Below are 20,926 nucleotides of genomic sequence, written 5' to 3' on the forward strand. Positions count from 1 at the left end.
GACGGTCCAGGGCGGCCCATGACGGAGGAGAATCATGACTGATCGCGTGTCGGCGGGGAACTTGCGCGTCGCCCGGGTGCTTTACGACTTCGTGAACGAAGAGGCCTTGCCCGGCACCGATATCGACCCGGACAGCTTCTGGGCGGGCGTCGACAAGGTCGTCACCGACCTCACCCCGAAGAACCAGGATCTGCTGCGCCGCCGTGACGAGCTGCAGGCCCAGATCGACAAGTGGCACCGACAGCGGGTCATCGAGCCGCTCGACATCGACGCCTACCGCGAGTTCCTCACCGAAATCGGTTACCTGCTGCCCGAACCCGCGGATTTCACGATCACCACCTCGGGTGTCGACGACGAGATCACCACGACCGCGGGCCCCCAGCTGGTGGTGCCGGTGCTCAACGCCCGCTTCGCGCTGAACGCCGCCAACGCCCGGTGGGGCTCGCTGTACGACGCCCTGTACGGCACAGATGTCATCGGAGAAGACGACGGCGCCGAGAAGGGGTCGAGCTACAACAAGGTGCGCGGCGACAAGGTGATCGCCTACGCGCGCAAGTTCCTGGACGAGGCCGCGCCGCTGGAGTCCGGCTCATGGTCCGACGCGACCGGCCTGTCCGTCGAGGACGGCCGCCTGAAGGTCGCGACCGCCGACGGCTCCGTCGGCCTGGCCGACCCGGAGAAGTTCGCCGGCTACACCGGCGAGCTCGGTTCCCCCAACTGGTCGGTGCTGTTGGTCAATCACGGCCTGCACATCGAGATCCTCATTGATCCGGACTCGCCGATCGGCAGGACCGACGCCGCGGGCATCAAGGACGTGGTCCTGGAGTCGGCCGTCACCACGATCATGGACTTCGAGGACTCGGTGGCCGCCGTCGACGCCGACGACAAGGTGCTCGGCTACCGCAACTGGCTCGGCCTGAACAAGGGCGACCTGTCCGAAAGTGTCGACAAGGACGGCAAGACCTTCACCCGGGTGCTCAACGAGGACCGGACCTACTCCACGCCCGACGGCGAGGGCGAGCTGACACTGCCGGGCCGCAGCCTGATGTTCGTCCGCAACGTCGGACACCTGATGACCAACGACGCGATCGTGTGGAGCGACGGCGACGAGGAAAAAGAGGTGTTCGAGGGCATCATGGATGCGCTGTTCACCGGCCTCACCGCGATCCACGGGCTCAAGACCGGCGACGCGAACGGGCCGCTGGCCAACAGCCGCACCGGGTCCATCTACATCGTCAAGCCCAAGATGCACGGGCCCGACGAGGTCGCGTTCACCTGCGAGCTGTTCAGCCGGGTCGAAGACGTCCTCGGCCTGCCGCAGGGCACCCTCAAGGTCGGCATCATGGACGAGGAGCGGCGCACCACCGTCAACCTCAAGGCCTGCATCAAGGCCGCGGCCGACCGGGTGGTGTTCATCAACACCGGGTTCCTGGACCGCACCGGCGACGAGATCCACACCTCGATGGAGGCCGGTCCGATGATCCGCAAGGGCGCGATGAAGAGCACCACCTGGATCAAGGCCTACGAGGACGCGAACGTCGACATCGGCCTGGCCGCCGGCTTCAAGGGCAAGGCGCAGATCGGTAAGGGCATGTGGGCGATGACCGAACTGATGGCCGACATGGTCGAGCAGAAGATCGGCCAGCCGAAGGCCGGCGCGACCACCGCGTGGGTGCCCTCGCCGACGGCGGCCACCCTGCACGCGATGCATTACCACTACGTCGACGTGGGTGCCGTGCAGGAGGAGCTGGCGGGCAGGAAGCGCACCAACATCGACGAGTTGCTGACCATCCCGCTGGCCAAGGAATTGGCGTGGGCTTCCGAGGAGATCCGCGAGGAGGTCGACAACAACTGCCAGTCCATCCTCGGTTACGTGGTGCGCTGGGTCGCGCAGGGCGTCGGCTGCTCGAAGGTGCCCGACATCCACGACGTGGCGCTCATGGAAGACCGTGCGACGCTGCGGATTTCGAGCCAGCTGCTGGCCAACTGGCTGCGCCACGGTGTGATCACCGAGGAGGACGTGCGGGCCAGCCTCGAGCGAATGGCCCCGCTGGTGGACGAGCAAAACGCCAAGGATGCGGCGTATTTGCCGATGGCGCCCAACTTCGACGACAGCGTGGCATTCCTGGCGGCGCAGGACCTCATCCTGACCGGAACGCAGCAGCCCAACGGCTACACCGAGCCGATCCTGCACCGTCGTCGGCGCGAGGCCAAGGCGCGCGCCGCGCAGTCGAATTGAGCCTGCGCTCAATTCGGGTTCGCACGTGTAATAGTGCCGCGGATGACTAAGATCGGCGGCGAGTTCATTCGGATGGATCGACGGAAAGGCCGCGGGCACTGCTATGGGTAGGCACAGTGCGCCCGACCCTGACGACTCCCTCGACGAGCCTTCTCGCGACGACGCGGTCGACGAGCCGTCCCGAGGTGACGACGCAGGACATCAGCGGCGGGATGCCGGCGCCGGCGAGGCGGCGGACGAGGATTACTACTCGGACGCCGACGACTTTGCGGACGAGGATTACTACTCGGACGAACGTCACTACGCCGACGACGAGGAGCCCTACGCCGACGACGAGCCGTACGCCGCGGGCGACGCGTTCGCCGACAGCACGGCCGACGAGTACCCGGAGTTTCCGCCGCGGCAGCCCGCCCCGTCGAGTGCGGAGCCGCCGGCCGCCTCGCCGTCGCTGTTCCGGGGCGGGCATCGGGGGCTGACCGACTGGCGGGGCGGCCATCGGAGCGAGGGCGGGCGGCGGGGCGTCAGCATCGGTGTGATCGTCGCGCTGATCGCCGTCGTCGTCGTGGTGGGGTCGGTGATCCTGTGGAGCTTCTTCGGCGACGTGCTGTCCAAGCGATCGCACAACGCGGCCGGCCGCTGCGTGGGCGGTCAAGAGACCGTCGCCGTCGTCGCGGACCCGTCGATCGCCACGGCCGTCCAGGAATTCGCGGAAAGCTACAACAAATCGGCGGGGCCGGTCGGCGACCGCTGCATGGTGGTCAACGTCAAACCCGCCGACTCCGACGCCGTGCTCAACGGCTTCATCGGCAAGTGGCCCGCCGAACTGGGCGGCCAGCCGGCGCTGTGGATCCCCGGCAGCTCGATCTCCGCCGCACGGCTCGCGGGAGCCACGGCTCAGAAGACGATCAGCGAGAGCCATTCACTGGTCAGCTCCCCGGTGGTGCTTGCCGTGCGCCCCGAACTGGCACCGGCCCTCGCCAAGCAGAACTGGGCGGCACTGCCCGGGCTGCAAACCAACCCGAATGCGTTGGCCGCGTTGAACTTACCCGCCTGGGGATCGCTGCGACTGGCGCTGCCGACGGGCGGCAACGGGGACGCATCGTTTCTCGCCGGTGAGGCGGTGGCGGCCGCGTCGGTGCCGCCCGGCGCCCCGGTGACGCAGGGCACCGGCGCGGTGCGCACCCTGTTGAGCGCACAACCCAAACTCGCCGACAGCTCGCTGACCGAGGCGATGAACACGCTGCTGAAGCCCGGCGACGCGGCGACCGCGCCGGTGCACGCGGTGATCACCACCGAACAGCAGCTGTTCCAGCGCGGCCAATCGCTGCAGGACGCCAAGAGCGCCCTGGCGTCCTGGCTTCCGCCGGGGCCCGCGCCGGTGGCCGACTACCCCACCGTGCTGCTCAGCGGTTCGTGGCTTACCCGCGAACAGGCCACGGCGGCCAGCGAATTCTCCCGCTTCATGCACAAGCCCGATCAGCTGGCGAAGCTGGCGAAGGCGGGCTTCCGGGTCAACGGGGTCAAAACCCCGAGCAGCCCGGTGACCGCCTTCCCGGCGCTGCCGTCCACGCTGTCGATCGGCGATGACCCGATGCGCGCCACGCTTGCCGAGGCCATGGCCGCCCCGTCGGCCGGACAGGCCACGACCATCATGCTTGACCAGTCGATGCCCGGCCAGGAAGGCGCAAAGTCCCGGCTGGCAAACGTCATCGCGGCGCTGCAGGACAGGATCAAGGCCCTGCCCCCCACCGCCGTCGTCGGCCTGTGGACTTTCGACGGTCACGAGGGCCGCTCCGAGGTGGCGAGTGGGCCGCTGGCCGATACCGTTAACGGGCAGCCGCGCTCGGCGGCTCTGTCGGCCGCGCTGGACAAGCAGTACTCGTCGGGTGGCGGTGCGGTGTCATTCACCACGCTGCGCATGATCTACCAAGACATGCAGGCCAATTACCGTGCGGGCCAAGCCAATTCGCTTCTCGTGATCACCGCCGGGCCGCACACCGACCAATCCCTGGACGGCCCGGGGCTACAGGATTTCATCCGCAAGAGCGCCGATCCGGCCAAGCCGATCGCGGTGAACGTCATCAACTTCGGTGCCGATCCGGACCGATCCACCTGGGAAGCGGTCGCCCAGCTCAGCGGCGGCAGCTATCAGAACATCGCGACATCGGCGTCCCCCGAGCTCGCGACGGCGATCAACGCCTTCTTGAGCTGACGACGCGGGCGGCCGGCGCCATCGCGCGCCGCAGCCGGCCGGCGATGGATACGCCGGCGTGATCCCCCGAGCCCGACGGCATCGTCGGCGGAAAACCCGGAAATTCCCGCCGCCACCTATCCGATCGCGGCCGGTTGTGCCACACTCGTGATAGAACGAACCGTTCTTTCTATCAACGTTGATCTAGGAAGACGCACCGCAAAGACCGCCGAATCTCGTTGAGCTGTTGGCCAACCCAGGAAGGCGCACCATGGCCCACCCCCTGCCCACCGATCCGGAGGACCCGCAGGCCCGGATCGAGCGGCGCGCCCGGCGGGCGGACACGGATTCGGCCGACACGTCGTTTCTCGCCGAGGAGATGTCGCCGTGGCTGTCCCCCGCCTACGGCGCGGCGAATGTGGTGATGCAGCTGGCGAATTCCGGTGTGGCCTATGGCGTGATGGAGAGCAAGGTCGACAGCGGCAACCTGTACAAGCATCCGTTCAAACGGGCCCGCACCACCTTCACCTACATCGCCGTGGCCATCGCCGGCAACGCGCAGGATCGTCGGGTGTACCGGGAGGCCGTCAACGCCGCACACGTCGAGGTGCGCTCCGGCCCGCAAAGCCCGGTGCGCTACAACGCCTTCGATCCGGAGTTACAGCTCTGGGTTGCCTCCTGCATGGCCGCGGTCTTCGAGGACACCCGTAGGCTGCGGGGCGGCCGTTCCCGGCGCGACCCCGAAACCGTGCACGAGGCGGCGTCGGTGTTCGCCACCACCTTGCAGGTGCCGCCTGAAATGTGGCCTGCCGACCGGCAGGCCGCCGACCGGTACTGGCAGGAGCAACTCGATCGGCTCGACTTCGACGATCGCATGCGTAGCTACCTGATCGGCATCGCGCGCCTGGATTTCCTGCCCGCCCCGATTCCGGCGCTGTTCGGCGGATGGAATCTCTTCATGACGCTGGGATACCTGCCGCCGCAGCTGCGCGAAAAGCTCGGGTTCCGTTGGTCGGACGCGCAACAACGCCGATTCGACCGCTGGCAACGCGTCTTCGGGGTGCTGGACCTGTTCACGCCGCGGTTCTTGACGCGCCTCGGCGTGCACGCGGTGGTGTGGGACATGCGTCTGCGGCACCGGATCGGGGCAACCGTCGTGTGACGACAGACCGACGCGCACAAGGAGGAACGGTATGACGACGACAAGCCGAATCGAGCGACGCGGCAACGCTTCCGCTGCGACGTTCGTACCCCCCGAAGCGGAATGGAATTCCGCGCATCGCGCGTTGGCCGACGATGTCAGGTGGTTCGCGGGGTCGCCGTTGGCGGCGGCGTTCGGCCGCCTGGCCCTCGACCAGGTGGCGCATCGCGAAATCGCGGCCGCAGTGGACCGCAGCGGACGCTTTGCCGACAACTTCACCGACCGTGGGATCCGCAGCGCCGCGTTCACCGCCCTCGCCGCCTTCGGTGACAGCTCGGACGTGCCGGCGTCGCGGGCCGATCTCAAACGGTTGCACCGCGACGTGCGCGGGAGGGGGATGGACTCGTTCAGCGACACCCGCTACAGCGCGCTCAATCCCGAGGTGTGGACCTGGGTGGCCGTGAGTGGTCTCAACCTTTTGTATCAGGGTTATCTGCGAGTGTGCGGGCGTCGCCTCACCCTGGCCGAAAAGGAAGTCGTGTATCAGACGCTGCGCTCGGAACTGCAGTTCCTGGAGCTGCCCAGCAAGCAGGGGAAGCTGCCGGCGACCTTGCACGACATGCTCGAGCATTACGATGCAGTCGCGGCAAAAGACTTGGCGGACAACGAGTTTCTGCAATTCGCCAATCGCAGCTTCGTCGCCCCACCGATCCCGAAGTTGTTGGTTTCCCGGCAGATTCGGCCCGTGCTGCAATTGGTCTGGCCGGTCCTGACCACGCTGGCATCGCGTCCGGTGGTCGTTTGCTCGGCCGCTGTCGCCCATCCCACGATGCGCCGGCTGCTCGGGGTGCGGTGGGGCGCCCGCGAGCAGGCCGAGTTCGTCGTCTACGTCGCCGCGTTGCAGATGGGCTGGCGATGGCTGCCGCGCCGGCTCACGCTGGAACCATTGGCCTACAACCGTTACCGATACGAGCGGCTCCGGGACCGCTACCGTTCCGTGCTGTTGGACTCCTTCGCGGCGCCCGACCGGAATTGATCCGGCGCGATCGCTGAAGCGATGGCAGCGCACCGCAACGGCGCGAATGCGGATGAATAGGCTGAGGGAGCGCAGAATTGCCGCGATACCCCAATCGGCTGGAGGGCAGATGGTAGACCCCGCGATGCTGCTCGGCGCGCCGCCCGACGGCCTGGCCGCCCTCGATCCGACCGCCCGCTCGATCGTCACCGCCGCGCGCACCTGCTTCACCGAGCGCGGATTCTCCAACACCACCATGCAAGACATCGCCGACACCGCCGGTGTCGGCGTCGCCACCGTCTACCGCCGGTTCCGGCACAAGCGAAACCTGGTGCGGCTGACCATCATGGACGAATCGCTGCGGCTGAGCACGCTGGTTTCCGAGGTCGCGGGTCGCGCGGGATCACCGGAAGAAGGGATCGCCGAAGTCTTCGCCGCGTTCGTTCACGAGGCCTCCGCCCCCAAGCTGCTGACGCGAAGCATCCGCGAATCGCCCGCCGCCGGGGAGTTGACCGCCTACCTGACCGACGAGAACCTGATCGCCATGACTCGCGGCTACATCGCGACGTGGCTGCGCCGCTGGCAGGAGCGTGGCGAACTGGCCGCCGACCTGGACACCGAGGTCCTCGGGGAGATGATCGGCCGGCTGATCATTTCGCTGATCAAGACGCCCAAGTCCGTCATCCCGGTCTACAACCTGAACGAGGCCCGCGATTTCGCCCGCCGGTACCTGGTGCCGCTGGCGTTACAGGCCCCGGCGCGAACGCCGGGGTGAGCCCGCCCCGACCCGATCGTCAGGCGAACGCCTCCACGGGCGGGCACGAGCAGACCAGATTGCGGTCGCCGTAGGCGCCGTCGATGCGGCGGACCGGCGGCCACACCTTGGGCCGGAAGTCCTTGCCCAGCGGGTAGGCGGCCTCTTCCCGGGTGTACGGATGGTCCCACTGGCCGATCACCAGGCATTCGGCCGTGTGCGGGGCGCCCCGCAGCGGGTTGTCGTCGACCGACCACTCCCCCGCACCCACCCGGTCGATCTCGCCGCGGATCGCGATCATGGCCTCGCAGAAGGCGTCGACTTCGGTCAGGGTCTCGCTCTCGGTGGGTTCCACCATCAGCGTGCCCGCCACCGGGAAGCTCATCGTGGGCGCGTGAAAGCCGTAGTCCGCCAAGCGTTTTGCGACGTCGTCCACGGTCACGCCGGTGGCCTTGGTGATGCCCCGCAGATCCAGGATGCATTCGTGGGCCACCATGCCGTTCTCGCCGGTGTAGAGCACCGGGAAGTACTCGTCGAGGCGACGGGCGATGTAGTTGGCCGAGGTGATCGCGGTCAGCGACGCCGCGCGCAGGCCCTCGGCGCCCATCATCCGGATGTAGGCCCAGCTGATCGGCAGGATCGAGGCGGACCCGTAGGGCGCCGACGACACCGGATGCCCCTCGGGCAGTTCGGGGGCGTGCGGGTGACCCGGCAGGAACGGCGCCAGGTGCGAGCGCACCGCCACCGGCCCGACCCCCGGGCCCCCGCCCCCGTGCGGGATGCAGAACGTCTTGTGCAGGTTCAGGTGGCTGACGTCACCGCCGAACTTCCCCGGCCGCGCCAGGCCGACCAGCGCGTTGAGGTTGGCGCCGTCCACATACACCTGGCCCCCCGCGTCGTGGGTGGCCGCGCAGATCTCGGCGATGTCGTGCTCGTAGACGCCGTGGGTGGACGGGTAGGTGATCATCAGCGTCGACAGCCGCTCCCCGTGCTCGGCGACCTTGGCGCGCAGGTCGTCGAGGTCCACGTCGCCGTTGGAGTGGCAGGCCACCACCACGACCCGCATCCCGGCCAGGGCCGCCGACGCCGCGTTGGTGCCGTGCGCGCTCGACGGGATGAGGCAGATGTCGCGGTGCGGTTCGCCGCGGCTGGCGTGGTAGTCGTGGATGGCCAGCAGGCCGGCGTATTCGCCCTGCGATCCGGCGTTGGGTTGCAGCGAGACGGCGTCGTAGCCGGTGATGTGCACCAACCAGGCCTCCAGGTCGGCGATGAGCCGCCGCAGGCCCGAGGTGTCGGATGCCGGCGCGAACGGATGCTGGCGGGCGAATTCCGGCCAGGTGATCGGCTCCATCTCGGCGGCGGCGTTGAGCTTCATGGTGCACGAGCCGAGCGGAATCATGCTGCGGTCCAGGGCGATATCTTTGTCGGCCAGCATGCGCAGGTAGCGCATCATCGCCGTCTCGGTGCGGTACTGGGTGAAGGCGGGATGGGTCAGGAACTCTGATGTGCGGGTGATGATGCCCGCGCACACCGGCTGGGCGGCCGGCACGCCGAACGCCTCCAACACCGCGGCGACGTGCTCGTCGGTGGTGGCCTCGTCGCAGGCCACCGACACGTGGTCGTCGTCGACGCGCCACAGGTTGATGCCGTGGGCTTTCGCCGCGGCGATCACCTCGTCGGCGCGGCCCGGCACGCGGGCCAGCACGGTGTCGAAGTACTTGTCGTGCACCAGCGCATCGCCGATGCCCGCGGCGATCGCCTCGGCGTGACCGTGGACGCGGCGCGCGATGGCGGTCAGCCCCTCGGCGCCGTGGTAGCTGGCGTACATCGCGGCCATCACCGCCAGCAGCACCTGCGCGGTGCAGATGTTGCTGGTCGCCTTGTCGCGGCGGATGTGCTGCTCGCGGGTCTGCAGCGCCAGCCGGTAGGCGGGTGAACCGTCGGCGTCCAGCGACACACCCACCAGCCGGCCCGGCAGTTGGCGCGCGTGGTTGGCGTGCACCGCCAGGTAGCCGGCGTGCGGTCCACCGAATCCCATTGGCACACCGAATCTTTGGGTGGTGCCGAACGCGACGTCGGCGCCGATCTCACCCGGGGGCGTGATCAGCGTGCACGCGAGCAGGTCGGCGCCGATCGCGATCAGCGCGCCGCGGTCGTGCGCCTGCCCGACCAGCGGCGCCCAGTCGGTGACCCGGCCGCTCGCGCCGGGCAGCTGGGCGATGACGCCGAAGAAGTCGCCGTCGGGCAGTCCGTCGCGCAGGTCGGCGGTGACGATCTCGATGCCCAGAGGCGCGGCGCGGGTGGCCAGGATGGCGGCGGTCTGGGCGAAGACGTCGGCGTCGACGGCAAGCCGGTTGGTTTTGCCGCGGGCCGCGCGGTGCATCAGCGTCATGGCCTCGGCGGCGGCGGTGCCCTCGTCGAGCATGGAGGCATTGGCGACCTCCAGGCCGGTCAGGTCGGCCACCATCGTCTGGAAATTCAGCAGCGCCTCGAGCCGGCCCTGGCTGATCTCCGGCTGATACGGCGTGTACGCCGTGTACCAGGCCGGGTTCTCCAAGATGTTGCGCAGCAACACCGGGGGCGTGAGCGTGTCGTAGTAGCCCTGACCGATCATGGACACGGCCACGGTGTTGGCGTCGGCCAAGGCCCGCAGCTCGGCCAGCGCCTCGGTTTCAGTGGCGGGTGCCGGCAGCCGGTCGAGGCCGGGCGCCGCGCCGTTGTCGGTGAGTTTGTCCAGGATGCCCGACGGGACGGCTTTGGACGCCAGCTCGTCGAGGGAGTCGACACCGATGACGGCGAGCATGGCCGCGACGGCCTGGCTGTCCGGGCCGATGTGCCGAGCTGCGAACGGGGATTGATCGGACACTGGAAACTCCTGAGTAGGCGGACAACGACAGATCAAGGCAGAGGACGAACGGTCCTCTCCCTCTGTCTTCACCCTTCGCCGGGCGCCTGAGAGATTCGGCGCCGGATGCTTGTCCTGCGCGCCTTTCCCCATCGGCGGGTGTCGACCCGCAGGTCTTCACCGCTTTCCAGAGGCATCATTGTTTCGCGCGGTCCGGGTGCCTGAGAGGTTGACGGAGAGGTGTTGCTCCTTCGGCGCCCGTGACTGGCAGTCACGGAACTCTCCCGCTCGAATACGATGCGCGGCCCAGTTTACTCGGCCGCGTGGGCGCGAAGTTGCGCGCTCTCGGGGCGCGCCGTCAGCCGATCTTGCGGTCGCGGTGCTTGCGCCGGGACGCCAGCTCGTCCTCCGGCTCGGCGATCGACTCGCCGCCGTCGGCCCGCTCGCCCGGGAAGTCCGCGATGACGCCGGTCAGCTCCCGCATGGCGCCGGACACGGCGATGCCGAACACGCCCTGCCCGCCCTGGAGCAGGTCGACGACCTCTTCGGCCGATGTGCACTCGTAGACGGTGGTGCCGTCGGAGAACAGGGTGATGTTGGCCAGGTCCTGAACCCCGCGCTGGCGCAGGTGGTCGACCGCGACGCGGATGTTGTGCAACGAGATGCCGGTGTCGAGCAACCGCTTGACGATCTTGAGAACCAGGATGTCTTTGAACGAGTAGAGGCGCTGGCTTCCGGAGCCCGCCGCGCTGCGGATCGACGGGACGACCAGCGAGGTGCGCGCCCAGTAGTCCAGCTGCCGGTAGGTGATGCCGGCGATCTGGCACGCGCTGGGACCGCGGTAGCCGACCAGTTCGTCGGGCACGGAGTCGTCCGGGAAAAGTCCGGGCTGCACGGGGGCGCTGGCCGCGGTGACGCTGCGGTCGTTACTCGCGCCGTTTTCCTGCTCAGCTAGGTTGAGCTGCTCTTGGCGTGGCTGCTCGCTCACGGTGGTTCCTCTCCGCGATCGCGCTCTCGTCGTTAGCTGCGTCTCTGGCTGCACCGCAGCCACGTCTGCTCAGGCCCGAGTGCTAGTGAGCTTACGCTTTCCTAGAGCCGCCGCGCCTGAAGTCGTGATCAAAGTATGGCCGCCTCGGGGCCAACTGGGCGGGCTATCCGCCAGCGTGTCGACATCACGTTGCCAGTTGAGACGCATCCGTGATGTCCCCACCAGGCTAGTCCAGCGACACCCGCCTCTCCTAAACGCTGGTGGCAAACGCTGGTGGCAAGGCCGGGCAGGAGCTAGGTGGCTTTGAAATCGTCGGGAGACACGCTGTCGAGAAATTCTTTGAACTTCTCCACCTCGTCCTCGCGGACGGCGGTGCCGCCCTCTTCGTCGGTCTCGTCGGGGATCAGCAGCCCGGCCTGGGCAAGCACGGGCTCCTCGACGTAGATGGGGACGCCGACGCGCAGCGCTATCGCCACCGAATCCGATGGGCGCGCCGACACGGTGATGTTGCGGTCGAACACCAGGTCGGCGTAGAAAGTGCCTTCCTGCAGATCGACGATCCGCACCTCTTTCAGCGAATGCCCAAGCGCGGCAATGACATCCCTGATCAAATCGTGCGTCAACGGACGAGGCGGCTCGACGCCCTGCTGCTCGAGGGCGATCGCGGCGGCCTCCGACTGGCCGATCCAGATTGGCAGGTAACGGTCACCGTCGGTTTCGCGCAGCAACAACACCGGCTGGTTTTGCGGCTGCTCTACGCGAATGCCGACAACACGAACCTCACCCATTTGTGTCTGTCCTCCGCATTCGTGGCGCCGGTTGGATTGGTACTTCCAGCGACGGCGAGGCCAAAAATCCGCCCTACCGCCGAAACCAAGCTGTCGACCGAAGTCTAGTCCTCAGCGATCCAGAACGTCGCGAACGGCGGATTTGATCAACGACGTGTGCAACGTGATAGCCAGCGCCGCAACTTCACGCGCCAAATCGTCGGCGCGATCGCGGGCACCGGCCTTGCCGGCTTTGACTACCGGACCGGCGATTTGGGCGATCAGGTCCGACTGCCGGTCGGCCGCCGAGCGGAATGCGCGCAGATGCCGCGGCTCGACGCCGTAATCCGACAGCGCCCGCGCGCACTGCAGGATGACGACGGCGTGCTCGTCGAAGAAACCGGCGGGGCCGGTGGTGATGACGCCGGCTTTGAGTAACGCGGTCAGCAAGTCGTCATCCACGCCCGCACGCGCCAGCAGCTCTTCGCGGCTCAGCCGGACGTGCGTGGGCGCCACCGCCGACGCGTCGGAGCCGGGTCCGACGCTGCCGTCCGCCCCGTCCCCGGTGTCACCGATTCCCGTGACCGACACCAGGCGCGGGACGGCATAGGAGGTTTTGAAAGGCGGTAGCTCGCCGTCGGGCTGGGCGTCCAGTTGCGCCCGGATGACCTTCAGCGGCAAATAGTGATCGCGCTGCGCGGTAAGGATGAATCGCAACCGCGCGCAGTCGTACGCGGTGAACCTTCGATACCCCGACGCAGCCCGTTGCGGCGTCACCAGCCCCTCGGCCTCCAAGAAGCGAATTTTGGAGATGGTGACATCGGGGAAGTCCGGCCTCAACAATTCCAGGACCGCCCCGATCGACATCCCGGCCAGTGCCGAGCTATCGGGTGCGCTCACTAGCCTGAAGATCCTCCATCCTCACCCTGCTTGGGTCCGGTCAGAAACACCAAGCGGAACTTGCCGATCTGCACTTCGTCACCGTTGGCAAGCACCGCGGAATCCACGGGCTCACGGTTGACGTAAGTGCCGTTGAGACTACCAACGTCGACCACGCTGAATTCGTTGTTTTCCAACCTGAATTCGGCGTGCCGGCGGCTGACGGTCACGTCGTCGAGGAAGATGTCGCTGTCGGGGTGCCGGCCGGCCGACGTGGTGGGCTGGTCGAGCAGGAATCGCGATCCCGCATTGGGGCCCCGTTTGACGACCAGCAGCGCCGAACCCGCCGGGAGTCCCTCGACTCCGGATACCGCGCTTTCCGTGCCCGCTTGCGCGGGCGCGTCGAGCTCGTTGAGGAAGTCGGCACGAAAGACCGAGGTCGTCTCTACCGTGACTTCGTCCGAATTCTGGTCTTGCTGACTTCCTGAGTCCATGTCCGTCACGCGCTGCTCCTCACTGGCCGCTGTGGCGTTGTCTGTCCGGGCCGCTCGGCCGGCTTCCGCACCAGGTCGTGTTGCCCGGTTTGCCGGTCTTCAAAAGGTAGATGTGTCGACGGTACCGCGCACCTGCCTGCAATGCGCCCACCGCCTGACGATCCGAAACTGCGATCCCCCCGTGTGCCGGCTGCACCGCTCGCCTGGCCGTGCGGGGCTGCAGGGACATTAGCAACCGTCATTCGGTCAGCGTTCCGCGGTAGGCCTCCGCGTCGAGCAACGAAGAAATGGCGGACTCCGCTGCGGCGACGTCGGATACCTGCACATCCAGCAACCAGCCCGCCCCGTACGGATCGGAGTTGACCAGTTGCGGGCTGCCTTCCAGGTCGGTGTTGACGGCCGACACTTTGCCCGACACCGGGGCGTACAAGTCCGACACCGATTTCGTGGATTCGACCTCGCCGAAGGATTCACCGGCGGTCAGCTCGGCGCCCACGTCGGGCAGCTGTACGAAAACGACATCGCCCAACGCCGACTGCGCGAAGTCGGTGATGCCCACCCGCACGGTGTCATCACCACTTCGACGAACCCACTCGTGTTCGGCGGTGTAGTGCAGATCGGGCGGGATATCGCTCACGAGTGATCCTGTCTGTTCGGAAAAATGCTCACTTGACGGGCTGAGCGTATTGGTGCGGTTTTGGTTGCCGCAAGGTGGTCACGTCCACCCGGTCGGACTGCTGGACGGACATCCGCGCACCGACGCGTTTGACCGTGTCCTGCGCGCCGCCGGGGATGTTCATCGCCGCGGCCAGGGTGGGCGGATCACCAATCGCCAGAATCGAATACGCGGGCGACAGCGTCTTGGAGTCGACGGTCAGCGACCCGGGCACACCGGCGACCCAGGTGTCGACGCCCACCCGCACGGACTGGTGCGCATCGTTGATTTCGATCGCCTCGGCCCCGGCGGCACGCAACTCGTTGATCACGTCGAGCATCGCCTCGGGGGAAACCCCCGGCCCGGGGTCCTCGATCGTGACGGTGACGCCGGGCCCGGTGGCGCCCACGGCGCCGACCAGGATGGACAGCGCCGCGAGCCTGGATTGGGCGGACTGGATGGCGGCCTGGTCGTTGTTGCCGGACGCCTGCAGTGAATTCAGCGTGTTCTCCAGCTCGTTCACCTCGCCGCGGAGGGTGCCCTCGCGCTGCCGCAACGAATCCAGCAGCACCAACAGGTCCGCGGGCCGGGCCGTGTCCAGCGAATCGCCCGATTCGGTCTGGCGGACCTGGGTGACGATGGCGATGCCGAGAAGCAGACACAGCAGCACGGCCAGCGTCGCGAAACCCAGTCGGGAGCGGCCGCCGCGCAGCATGCCGGACAATCCGCGCCGGCGCAGCGGCCCGATCTCGGGACGGGGGTGTTTCCCGGGCAGTTCGTGACGTCCGCGCGGCGCGCCCGGATCCGGCGCCGCGTCGGCGCCGCGATCTCCCGGATCCTGGCTCACGCCGGGCTCGATCGGGTCATGGCGTCACGCCCCGAACAGCCGGCGGCGCAGGGCCGCGGCGTTGCCGAAGATGCGAATGCCCAGCACGACGATGATGGCCGTGGACAACTGGGTGCCCACACCCAGTTGGTCGCCGACGTAGACGATGAGCGCGGCCACGAAGACGTTGAACACGAACGAAATCACGAAGACCTTGGGGTCGAAGATCCGTTCCAGATAGGCACGCAACCCACCGAACACGGCATCGAGGGCCGCGACCACCGCGATCGGCAGATAGGGCTGGACGACTTCGGGCACCGCGGGGTGAAACACCAGGCCGAGCACGATGCCGATCGCCAGCGCCGCGAGACCGATCATGCGGGGTTTCCCGTCTCGCACAGGCGAAGCTGTCTGGTCGGGACTTTTCTCACTGTGGCCCAATCTGCTTGGCGAACTTGACATCCCGGACGGATCCGGCAGGCAGCGAAAGACCGTCGGCGACATCCACCGTAACCACCACGCCGTAGGAAATCTCCAGCAGCCTCAGGCGCTGCAGCCCCGGGCTGTTGTCGAAGACATCGCGCATCGACCGCGGCGCCCCGATGGCCAGGATCGTGTACGGACTGCTGGTCGGGTTGTTGTCGACGAGGATCGCGCCGCCGGCTTGCCGGATGGTCACGTTGGGCCCGATCCGCACGCCGCCGACCGAGATCGCCTCGGCGCCGCTGGCCCACAACGAGTTGACCACCAGCTGCAGGTCGCGGTCGAGGATGATCTGCCTGCTGCCGCTGACCCGCTGCTTGGACACGTCGGAAAGGTTCGGGCTGGCGCCCGGATCGGTCACGGTCAGCTTCAGGCCGGGACCGATGATCGCCGTGCTGCCGGCCGCGAGGCTGAGCGCGTCGAGGCGTTTCAGCAGCCGCTGCCCCTCGGCGTCGTCGGCCAGCGCGTGGCGCTGCACGTCGTCGAGTCGCGTGGAGAGCTGGTTGCGGCGCTGGGCCAGCTTGGTCGCGGAGCCCTCCGCCGACCGCACGTTGCCCAACAGCAGTTGCTGGGCGTCGCGCACCCCGGGCGCGACCGAACGGGCCTGCGCGACCGCGGCGGCGAAGACCGTCGCGATGAGCAGCGCCGCCAACGCCTGCCAGAGCCAGCCGAAGGCACGTTGGCGTCCTTCGGTGGTCGCTCGCCTGGCCGCCGCCGCGGCGTAGCCGGGATCCAGGTGCTCGGACAGCAGCGCGCGCAGCAGGGAGGGCACCGGAATGTGTTGTGGCCGCGCCGCCACGTGCGCGCTGTGACCGGCGTTGGGGTCGTAGCCGCCGAGCCTGCGGTCCACGTCAGCCATGGTCGGTCGCTTTCGCCACGGCCGACGGGCGCGACCCGCGATCGACCTTGGGCATGCGGCGCAGCACCAGCGTCATCTGGACCGCATACTGCACGAACGCCCACAGGTAGCCATACAAGCCCCAGATCAGGAAGGCCCACCCGCAGGCGCCCACCACGCGGCTCCACAGCGCGTCCCACGTGCCCAGCAGCACCAGCGGGAAGCCCGACATCAGCGCGAACGTCGCGGCCTTGCCGATGTAGGTCACCGGCAGCGCCGTGAGTCCGCGGCTCCACAGCAGGGGCAGCGTCGCGGCCAGCAGGCTATCGCGGGCGAGCAGGATGACGACGAACCACCACGGCACGATCCCGCTGAACGCCATCACCACGGGGACGGCGACCATGTAGAGGCGGTCGACGGCGGGGTCGAGCAGCACACCCAGGCGCGAGGACTGATTGAGCAGCCGCGCGATCTTGCCGTCGGCCCAGTCCGAGGCGCCGCTGAACATCAAGATCGCGACGGCCCATCCGTGGGCGTGCGTCACCAGCAAGGCGTAGATGAACACCGGAATGAGCGCCAGGCGGATGACGCTGAGCGCGTTGGGGACCGTCAGCACCCGGTTGGGCGGAAGCACCGGCTCCATGAGCCGTGACCTTAACGCGACTCCACGCCGAACGCCCGGCTGGGCGCACACTCGGGCGCGAACGCCCGGCTGGCCGCACGCTCGGCGAGTGGGTCTAGCGGAACACGCCGGGCAGGCTGAGGGTGGACAGCGTGTCATCCGACAGCGGGTTGTCGTTGACCATGTATGTCCACGTCGACGTCGGCCGCGCCAGCTTGGACAGGTCCAGTCCCTGCTCCTCTTCGAGGACGTTCGCGGTTTCGAAGGTCTGTTGGGCCGCCTCGACCGCGTCCGCGGCCAGCGACGCGAACGCGTCGACCGCCAACCGGTGAAACTCGTCCAGCGGATTCTGCCGGCCCAGCGCCCGCAAGTGGATGCTCTCGCGGATGTCGGCCAGGTACGCCAGATGGTCGGCCCAGCCGCGGTCCAGGTGATAGAGCATGATCTGCCGGCAGATCGTCTCGAGGCGTTCTTCGGAGATTTCCTCGGCCAGTTCCGCGTAGCGCTTCGGCGCCAGCTCGGCGAGTTCCTCACGCGCGGTCGCGGTGCGCAGCAACGTATTTCGTCGATCGACGATGATGGCGCGCTGCTGGGCGATCAACTGGTTGTAGCGCCAGGTGTTCGCGTGCACGTCGAGCATGCGGCCCTCGGCGACCCGCTGGGCATGGTCGAGCAGCCCGGCCGCCTTGGGGCTGACGATCCGGCCGTCCTCGTCGGTTTCCATCGGCAGCTTGTTGTGGTCGAGGTTGGCCGCCACGACGTCGTCTTCCCAGCTGGAGAAGAACACCGACGACCCCGGGTCGCCCTGCCGCCCGGCGCGGCCCCGCAGCTGGTTGTCCAGCCGCTCGGTGTGGTGCCGGCCGGTGCCCACGACGTGCAGCCCGCCCAGCTCGGCGACGCGGTCGTGGTCGGCTTCGTCGGAGCCCCCGAGCCGGATGTCGGTGCCGCGCCCGGCCATCTGTGTCGACACGGTGACCACGCCGAACTTGCCGGCCTCGGCGATCACCTGGGCTTCCTCGGCGTCGTTCTTCGCGTTGAGCACCACCGCGGGCACACCGCGGCGCAACAGCCGTTCGTGCAGGTCCTCGGACTCGGCGACGTCGCGGGTGCCGACGAGCACCGGCTGCCCGGTCTCGTGGACGTCGGCGATGTGCGCGACGATCGCGTCGTTCTTGGCCGCGCCCGTGATGTAGACCCGGTCGGACTCGTCTTCGCGAATGTTGGGCTTGTTCGGCGGAATTGGCGACACACCGAGCTTGTAGAACTGGCGCAGCTGCTCGCCGGCGGCCAGCGCGGTGCCGGTCATGCCGCACACGGTGGCGTAGCGGTTGATCAGCGCTTGCACGGTGATCGTGTCGAGCACCTCGCCGGTCTCGGTGGTCTCGATGCCCTCCTTGGCCTCGACGGCGGCCTGCAGCCCGTCGGGCCAGCGCTGCAGTTGCGCGATGCGGCCGCGCGAGGAATTGATCAGATGCACCGCGTCGTCGCGGACGATGTAGTGCACGTCGCGTTGCAGCAGCACGTGCGCGTGCAGCGCGACGTTGACCTCGGTCAGCGTGGTGCCGACGTGCTCCTCGGAGTACAGATCGATGCCGCCGAGCGCCTTTTCGACCTTGCGCGCGCCGGCCTCGGTCAGGTGGACGTTGCGGCTGTCGGAGTCCGTGTCGAAGTCGGTGTCGGCGCTCAGTTCGCCGACCAGCTTGATGATTTCGAGTCGCGGGGTCTCCCGATGGGTGGTCCCCGCCAGCACCAGCGGCACCAGCGCCTCGTCGACCAGCACCGAGTCGGCCTCGTCGATGAGGGCCACGTCGGGGTTGGGCGACACCAGGTCGTCGACGTCGGTCACCAGCTGGTCGCGCAGCACGTCGAAGCCGATCTCGTTGACCGAGGCGTAGGTGACGTCGCAGCCGTAGGCCGCCTTGCGCTCTTTGCTGGACGACTCGGCGGTGATCCAGCCGACCGTCAGCCCCATGGCCTCGATCAGCGGGCCCATCCATTCCGCGTCACGACGCGCCAGGTAGTCGTTGATCGTCACCACGTGCACGTGCCGCCCGGCGAGCGCGTACCCGGCGGCGGCGATCGCGCCGGCGAGGGTTTTGCCCTCACCGGTGGCCATCTCGATCACGTCGCCGGCCAGCATCCGCAGCGCCCCGAGCAGCTGCACATCGAATGGACGCAACCCGCTGGCCCGCTCGCCCGCCTCGCGGGCGATCGCGAGGAACTGCGGGATGTCCTCGGAGTCAGCGAGGTCCTCGAGGTTGAGCAGCCCGGCCGCCTTGCGGAGCTGCTCGTCGGTCAGACCGGCCGCCTCGTCGTCGTATTCCGACGAGTCGGTGACCTGGGTGAGAGAGCGGCTGCGGTCCTTTTCAGTGCTGGCGCCGAGCAGCTTCCAAAAGCGGCTGCTCAGCCGGCCGGGTTGAGCGCGGGTCGTCTTAGGCACAGGTCAACGGTACGCGGTGGGCCGCCGCGCACTCTCATCACGCGAGGTTGGATCGGCGTGGATAGGCGACGTTCGGGTCGGTGAGCACATTGACGACGGCGGGCAGGCCGCTGGCGAAGGCCCGTTCCAGGGCGGGCCGCAGCTCGCCGGGCGCGGCGACCAGCTCGCCGTGGGCGCCCAGGGCGCGCGCCACCTCGTCGTAGCGGGTCCCCGGGCGCAACTCGGCCACCACCGAATAGCCGTACAACGCTTCCATGGGGTGCTTTTCCAAACCCCAGATTCCGTTGTTGCCGATCACCGACACGACGGGCACGTTGTGCCGGACCAGGGTGTCCCATTCCATCCCGCTGAAGCCGAACGCGCCGTCGCCCTGCAGCAGGACCACCTGGCGCTCCGGCCGGGCCAGCTTGGCGGCCAGGGCGTAGCCCGGGCCCGAACCCAGGCAGCCGAACGGCCCGCTGTCCAGCCAGCACCCCGGCAGATAGCTGTCGATCACCCGGCCGGCGTAGGACCCGAAATCGCCGGCGTCGATCACGACGATGGCGTCGCGGTCCAGCATGGGCGCCAACTCCGCGTACACCCGCATGGGGTGCAGGGGGACGCGGTCGTCGGCGAGCTCGGCGGTCTCCTTGGCGCGCGCCGCGGTCTCGGCCGCCCGCAGTTCCTCGATCCACTCTCGGTGCCCGGCGCCGCCGGCGGTGGCCAGCGCCGCCAGGATCGTCAGCAGGTCGCCGTAGAGCTCGGCCTGCACCGGCCGCGGATGGCGTCGCTCGGGTTGGACACGGTCGACCACGACGAGCTGGGTCTGTTGCCCGAACACCGCGCCGAAGCCGAGCCGGAAATCCATCGGCACGCCGACGATCAGCGCAACGTCGGCCTCCCCCAAGGCTTTTCCGCGTGCCCGGGAGAACGCCAACGGATGGTCGGCCGGGACCGCGCCGCGGGCCATCCCGTTCATCAGCACCGGGATCTGGAGTTCCTCGGCCAGGCGCAGCAGCGCGGCTTCGCCGTGCCCCCACCACACGTTGGTGCCGGCCATGATGACAGGGCGCTTCGCCGCGGCCAGTAGACCGACGGCTCGCGTCAGCGCCTGGTCATCCGGTGCGGGCCCCGGCGGCACGTCGACGAGGGCCCCGGGTCGCCCCAACACGTCGGGGTCGTCCGGCATGGAGAACACGTGGTCCATCGGGAAGTCGACGAAACCCACGCCCGAGGGCGCACCGATTGCGGCGCGCAACGCGTCATCGACGAGGCGCCCGGCGTCGTCGGCCGACTGCGCGGTGGCGGCGAACCGGGCCAGCGGCGCCACGAACGGCACGTGGTCGATCTCCTGCAGCGAGCCCATCCCCCAGCGCTGCGCCGGCGCGCGGCCGCCCAGCACCACCAGGGGCGACTGGTTCTGCTGCGCCGCCGCCATCGCGCTCATCCCGTTGGTGATGCCCGGCCCCGCGGTCAGCGCCGCCACGCCCGGGGTCCTGGTCACCTTCGACCAGCCCTCGGCGGCGAAGGTCGCGGTCTGTTCGTGGCGGGTGTCGATCAGCCGGATACCCTCGTCGCGGCAGCCGTCGTAGATCGAGAACAGGTGACCGCCGGACAGCGTGAAGACGGTGTCGATTCCGCTGGCCCGCAGGCGCCGCGCGACGAGGCGGCCGGCATGTACGGTCTGGCTGGACAGATCGGCGCTCATCTGCGCAGCCTAGCGAGAACCGCTCGGGTAGCTTGCGGGGAAGTGCCGACCGCGGAAGGAGA

Annotated in this window: 17 protein-coding genes and 2 riboswitches; of the genes, 5 read left to right on the forward strand and 12 right to left on the reverse strand. The window is 68.4% G+C overall.

Going from position 1 to position 20,926, the window contains the following annotated elements:
* Nucleotides 1-34: 34 nt before the first annotated feature.
* From AC0KTM_RS10900 to AC0KTM_RS10920, 5 genes are all read left to right on the forward strand, one after another.
* Complete coding sequence (locus AC0KTM_RS10900) at nucleotides 35-2,239, forward strand: malate synthase G (protein WP_225329240.1); 2,205 nt, start codon at nucleotides 35-37, stop codon at nucleotides 2,237-2,239.
* A gap of 103 nt (nucleotides 2,240-2,342) precedes the next feature.
* Entirely contained in the window at nucleotides 2,343-4,451 is a 2,109-nt protein-coding gene (locus tag AC0KTM_RS10905) for a substrate-binding domain-containing protein (protein WP_225329239.1), read from the forward strand.
* A 250-nt stretch (nucleotides 4,452-4,701) separates the two neighbouring features.
* Complete coding sequence (locus AC0KTM_RS10910; protein WP_472415534.1) at nucleotides 4,702-5,592, forward strand: oxygenase MpaB family protein; 891 nt, start codon at nucleotides 4,702-4,704, stop codon at nucleotides 5,590-5,592.
* A gap of 31 nt (nucleotides 5,593-5,623) precedes the next feature.
* Entirely contained in the window at nucleotides 5,624-6,607 is a 984-nt protein-coding gene (locus AC0KTM_RS10915) for an oxygenase MpaB family protein (protein WP_472415535.1), read from the forward strand.
* A 109-nt stretch (nucleotides 6,608-6,716) separates the two neighbouring features.
* Nucleotides 6,717-7,361 carry a TetR/AcrR family transcriptional regulator gene (locus tag AC0KTM_RS10920; RefSeq protein WP_472415536.1) on the forward strand — a complete coding sequence of 215 codons (645 nt, stop codon included), beginning with the start codon at nucleotides 6,717-6,719 and terminating at the stop codon, nucleotides 7,359-7,361.
* A gap of 19 nt (nucleotides 7,362-7,380) precedes the next feature.
* Here the strand turns inward: AC0KTM_RS10920 and gcvP are convergent, their stop codons facing one another.
* From gcvP to AC0KTM_RS10980, 12 genes are all read right to left on the reverse strand, one after another.
* On the reverse strand, nucleotides 7,381-10,206 hold the full coding sequence (gcvP, locus tag AC0KTM_RS10925; protein WP_472415537.1) for an aminomethyl-transferring glycine dehydrogenase: 2,826 nt from the start codon (nucleotides 10,204-10,206) through the stop codon (nucleotides 7,381-7,383).
* Between the two features lie 52 nt (nucleotides 10,207-10,258).
* Nucleotides 10,259-10,384, reverse strand: a riboswitch (glycine riboswitch).
* Nucleotides 10,385-10,482, reverse strand: a riboswitch (glycine riboswitch).
* Nucleotides 10,483-10,543: 61 nt separating this feature from the next.
* Nucleotides 10,544-11,173 carry a MerR family transcriptional regulator gene (locus tag AC0KTM_RS10930; protein ID WP_225329234.1) on the reverse strand — a complete coding sequence of 210 codons (630 nt, stop codon included), beginning with the start codon at nucleotides 11,171-11,173 and terminating at the stop codon, nucleotides 10,544-10,546.
* A gap of 293 nt (nucleotides 11,174-11,466) precedes the next feature.
* A complete protein-coding gene (locus tag AC0KTM_RS10935) occupies nucleotides 11,467-11,961 on the reverse strand; it encodes a bifunctional nuclease family protein (RefSeq protein ID WP_008256980.1) in 495 nt (164 codons plus the stop codon).
* A gap of 111 nt (nucleotides 11,962-12,072) precedes the next feature.
* Nucleotides 12,073-12,840 carry a transcriptional regulator FtsR gene (gene ftsR / locus AC0KTM_RS10940; protein ID WP_225329233.1) on the reverse strand — a complete coding sequence of 256 codons (768 nt, stop codon included), beginning with the start codon at nucleotides 12,838-12,840 and terminating at the stop codon, nucleotides 12,073-12,075.
* Nucleotides 12,840-13,313, reverse strand: coding sequence for a glycogen accumulation regulator GarA (gene garA, locus AC0KTM_RS10945; protein WP_014382626.1), 474 nt, complete (start codon nucleotides 13,311-13,313; stop codon nucleotides 12,840-12,842). The genes ftsR and garA overlap by 1 nt, the downstream gene beginning before the upstream one ends.
* Nucleotides 13,314-13,551: 238 nt before the next feature.
* Nucleotides 13,552-13,950, reverse strand: coding sequence for a glycine cleavage system protein GcvH (gene gcvH / locus AC0KTM_RS10950; RefSeq protein WP_225329232.1), 399 nt, complete (start codon nucleotides 13,948-13,950; stop codon nucleotides 13,552-13,554).
* 28 nt (nucleotides 13,951-13,978) lie between these two features.
* Nucleotides 13,979-14,815, reverse strand: a complete 837-nt coding sequence (locus tag AC0KTM_RS10955) for a DUF881 domain-containing protein (protein WP_225329231.1) — start codon at nucleotides 14,813-14,815, stop codon at nucleotides 13,979-13,981.
* Nucleotides 14,816-14,839: 24 nt separating this feature from the next.
* The gene (locus tag AC0KTM_RS10960; RefSeq protein WP_014942127.1) at nucleotides 14,840-15,172 is read right to left on the reverse strand and encodes a small basic family protein; all 333 of its coding nucleotides are present in this window, start codon (nucleotides 15,170-15,172) and stop codon (nucleotides 14,840-14,842) included.
* Nucleotides 15,173-15,221: 49 nt separating this feature from the next.
* Nucleotides 15,222-16,136, reverse strand: coding sequence for a DUF881 domain-containing protein (locus AC0KTM_RS10965; protein WP_225329229.1), 915 nt, complete (start codon nucleotides 16,134-16,136; stop codon nucleotides 15,222-15,224).
* Nucleotides 16,129-16,758, reverse strand: coding sequence for a CDP-alcohol phosphatidyltransferase family protein (locus tag AC0KTM_RS10970; RefSeq protein ID WP_225329228.1), 630 nt, complete (start codon nucleotides 16,756-16,758; stop codon nucleotides 16,129-16,131). The genes AC0KTM_RS10965 and AC0KTM_RS10970 overlap by 8 nt, the downstream gene beginning before the upstream one ends.
* Nucleotides 16,759-16,852: 94 nt before the next feature.
* Nucleotides 16,853-19,177: an accessory Sec system translocase SecA2 gene (gene secA2, locus AC0KTM_RS10975; protein ID WP_472415538.1), complete on the reverse strand. Its 2,325-nt coding sequence runs from the start codon at nucleotides 19,175-19,177 to the stop codon at nucleotides 16,853-16,855.
* A gap of 37 nt (nucleotides 19,178-19,214) precedes the next feature.
* Complete coding sequence (locus tag AC0KTM_RS10980; RefSeq protein ID WP_472415539.1) at nucleotides 19,215-20,864, reverse strand: acetolactate synthase; 1,650 nt, start codon at nucleotides 20,862-20,864, stop codon at nucleotides 19,215-19,217.
* Between the last annotated feature and the right edge of the window lie 62 nt (nucleotides 20,865-20,926).

The sequence above is a fragment of the Mycobacterium sp. NTMscope_Eco_3 genome, assembly GCF_976985685.1.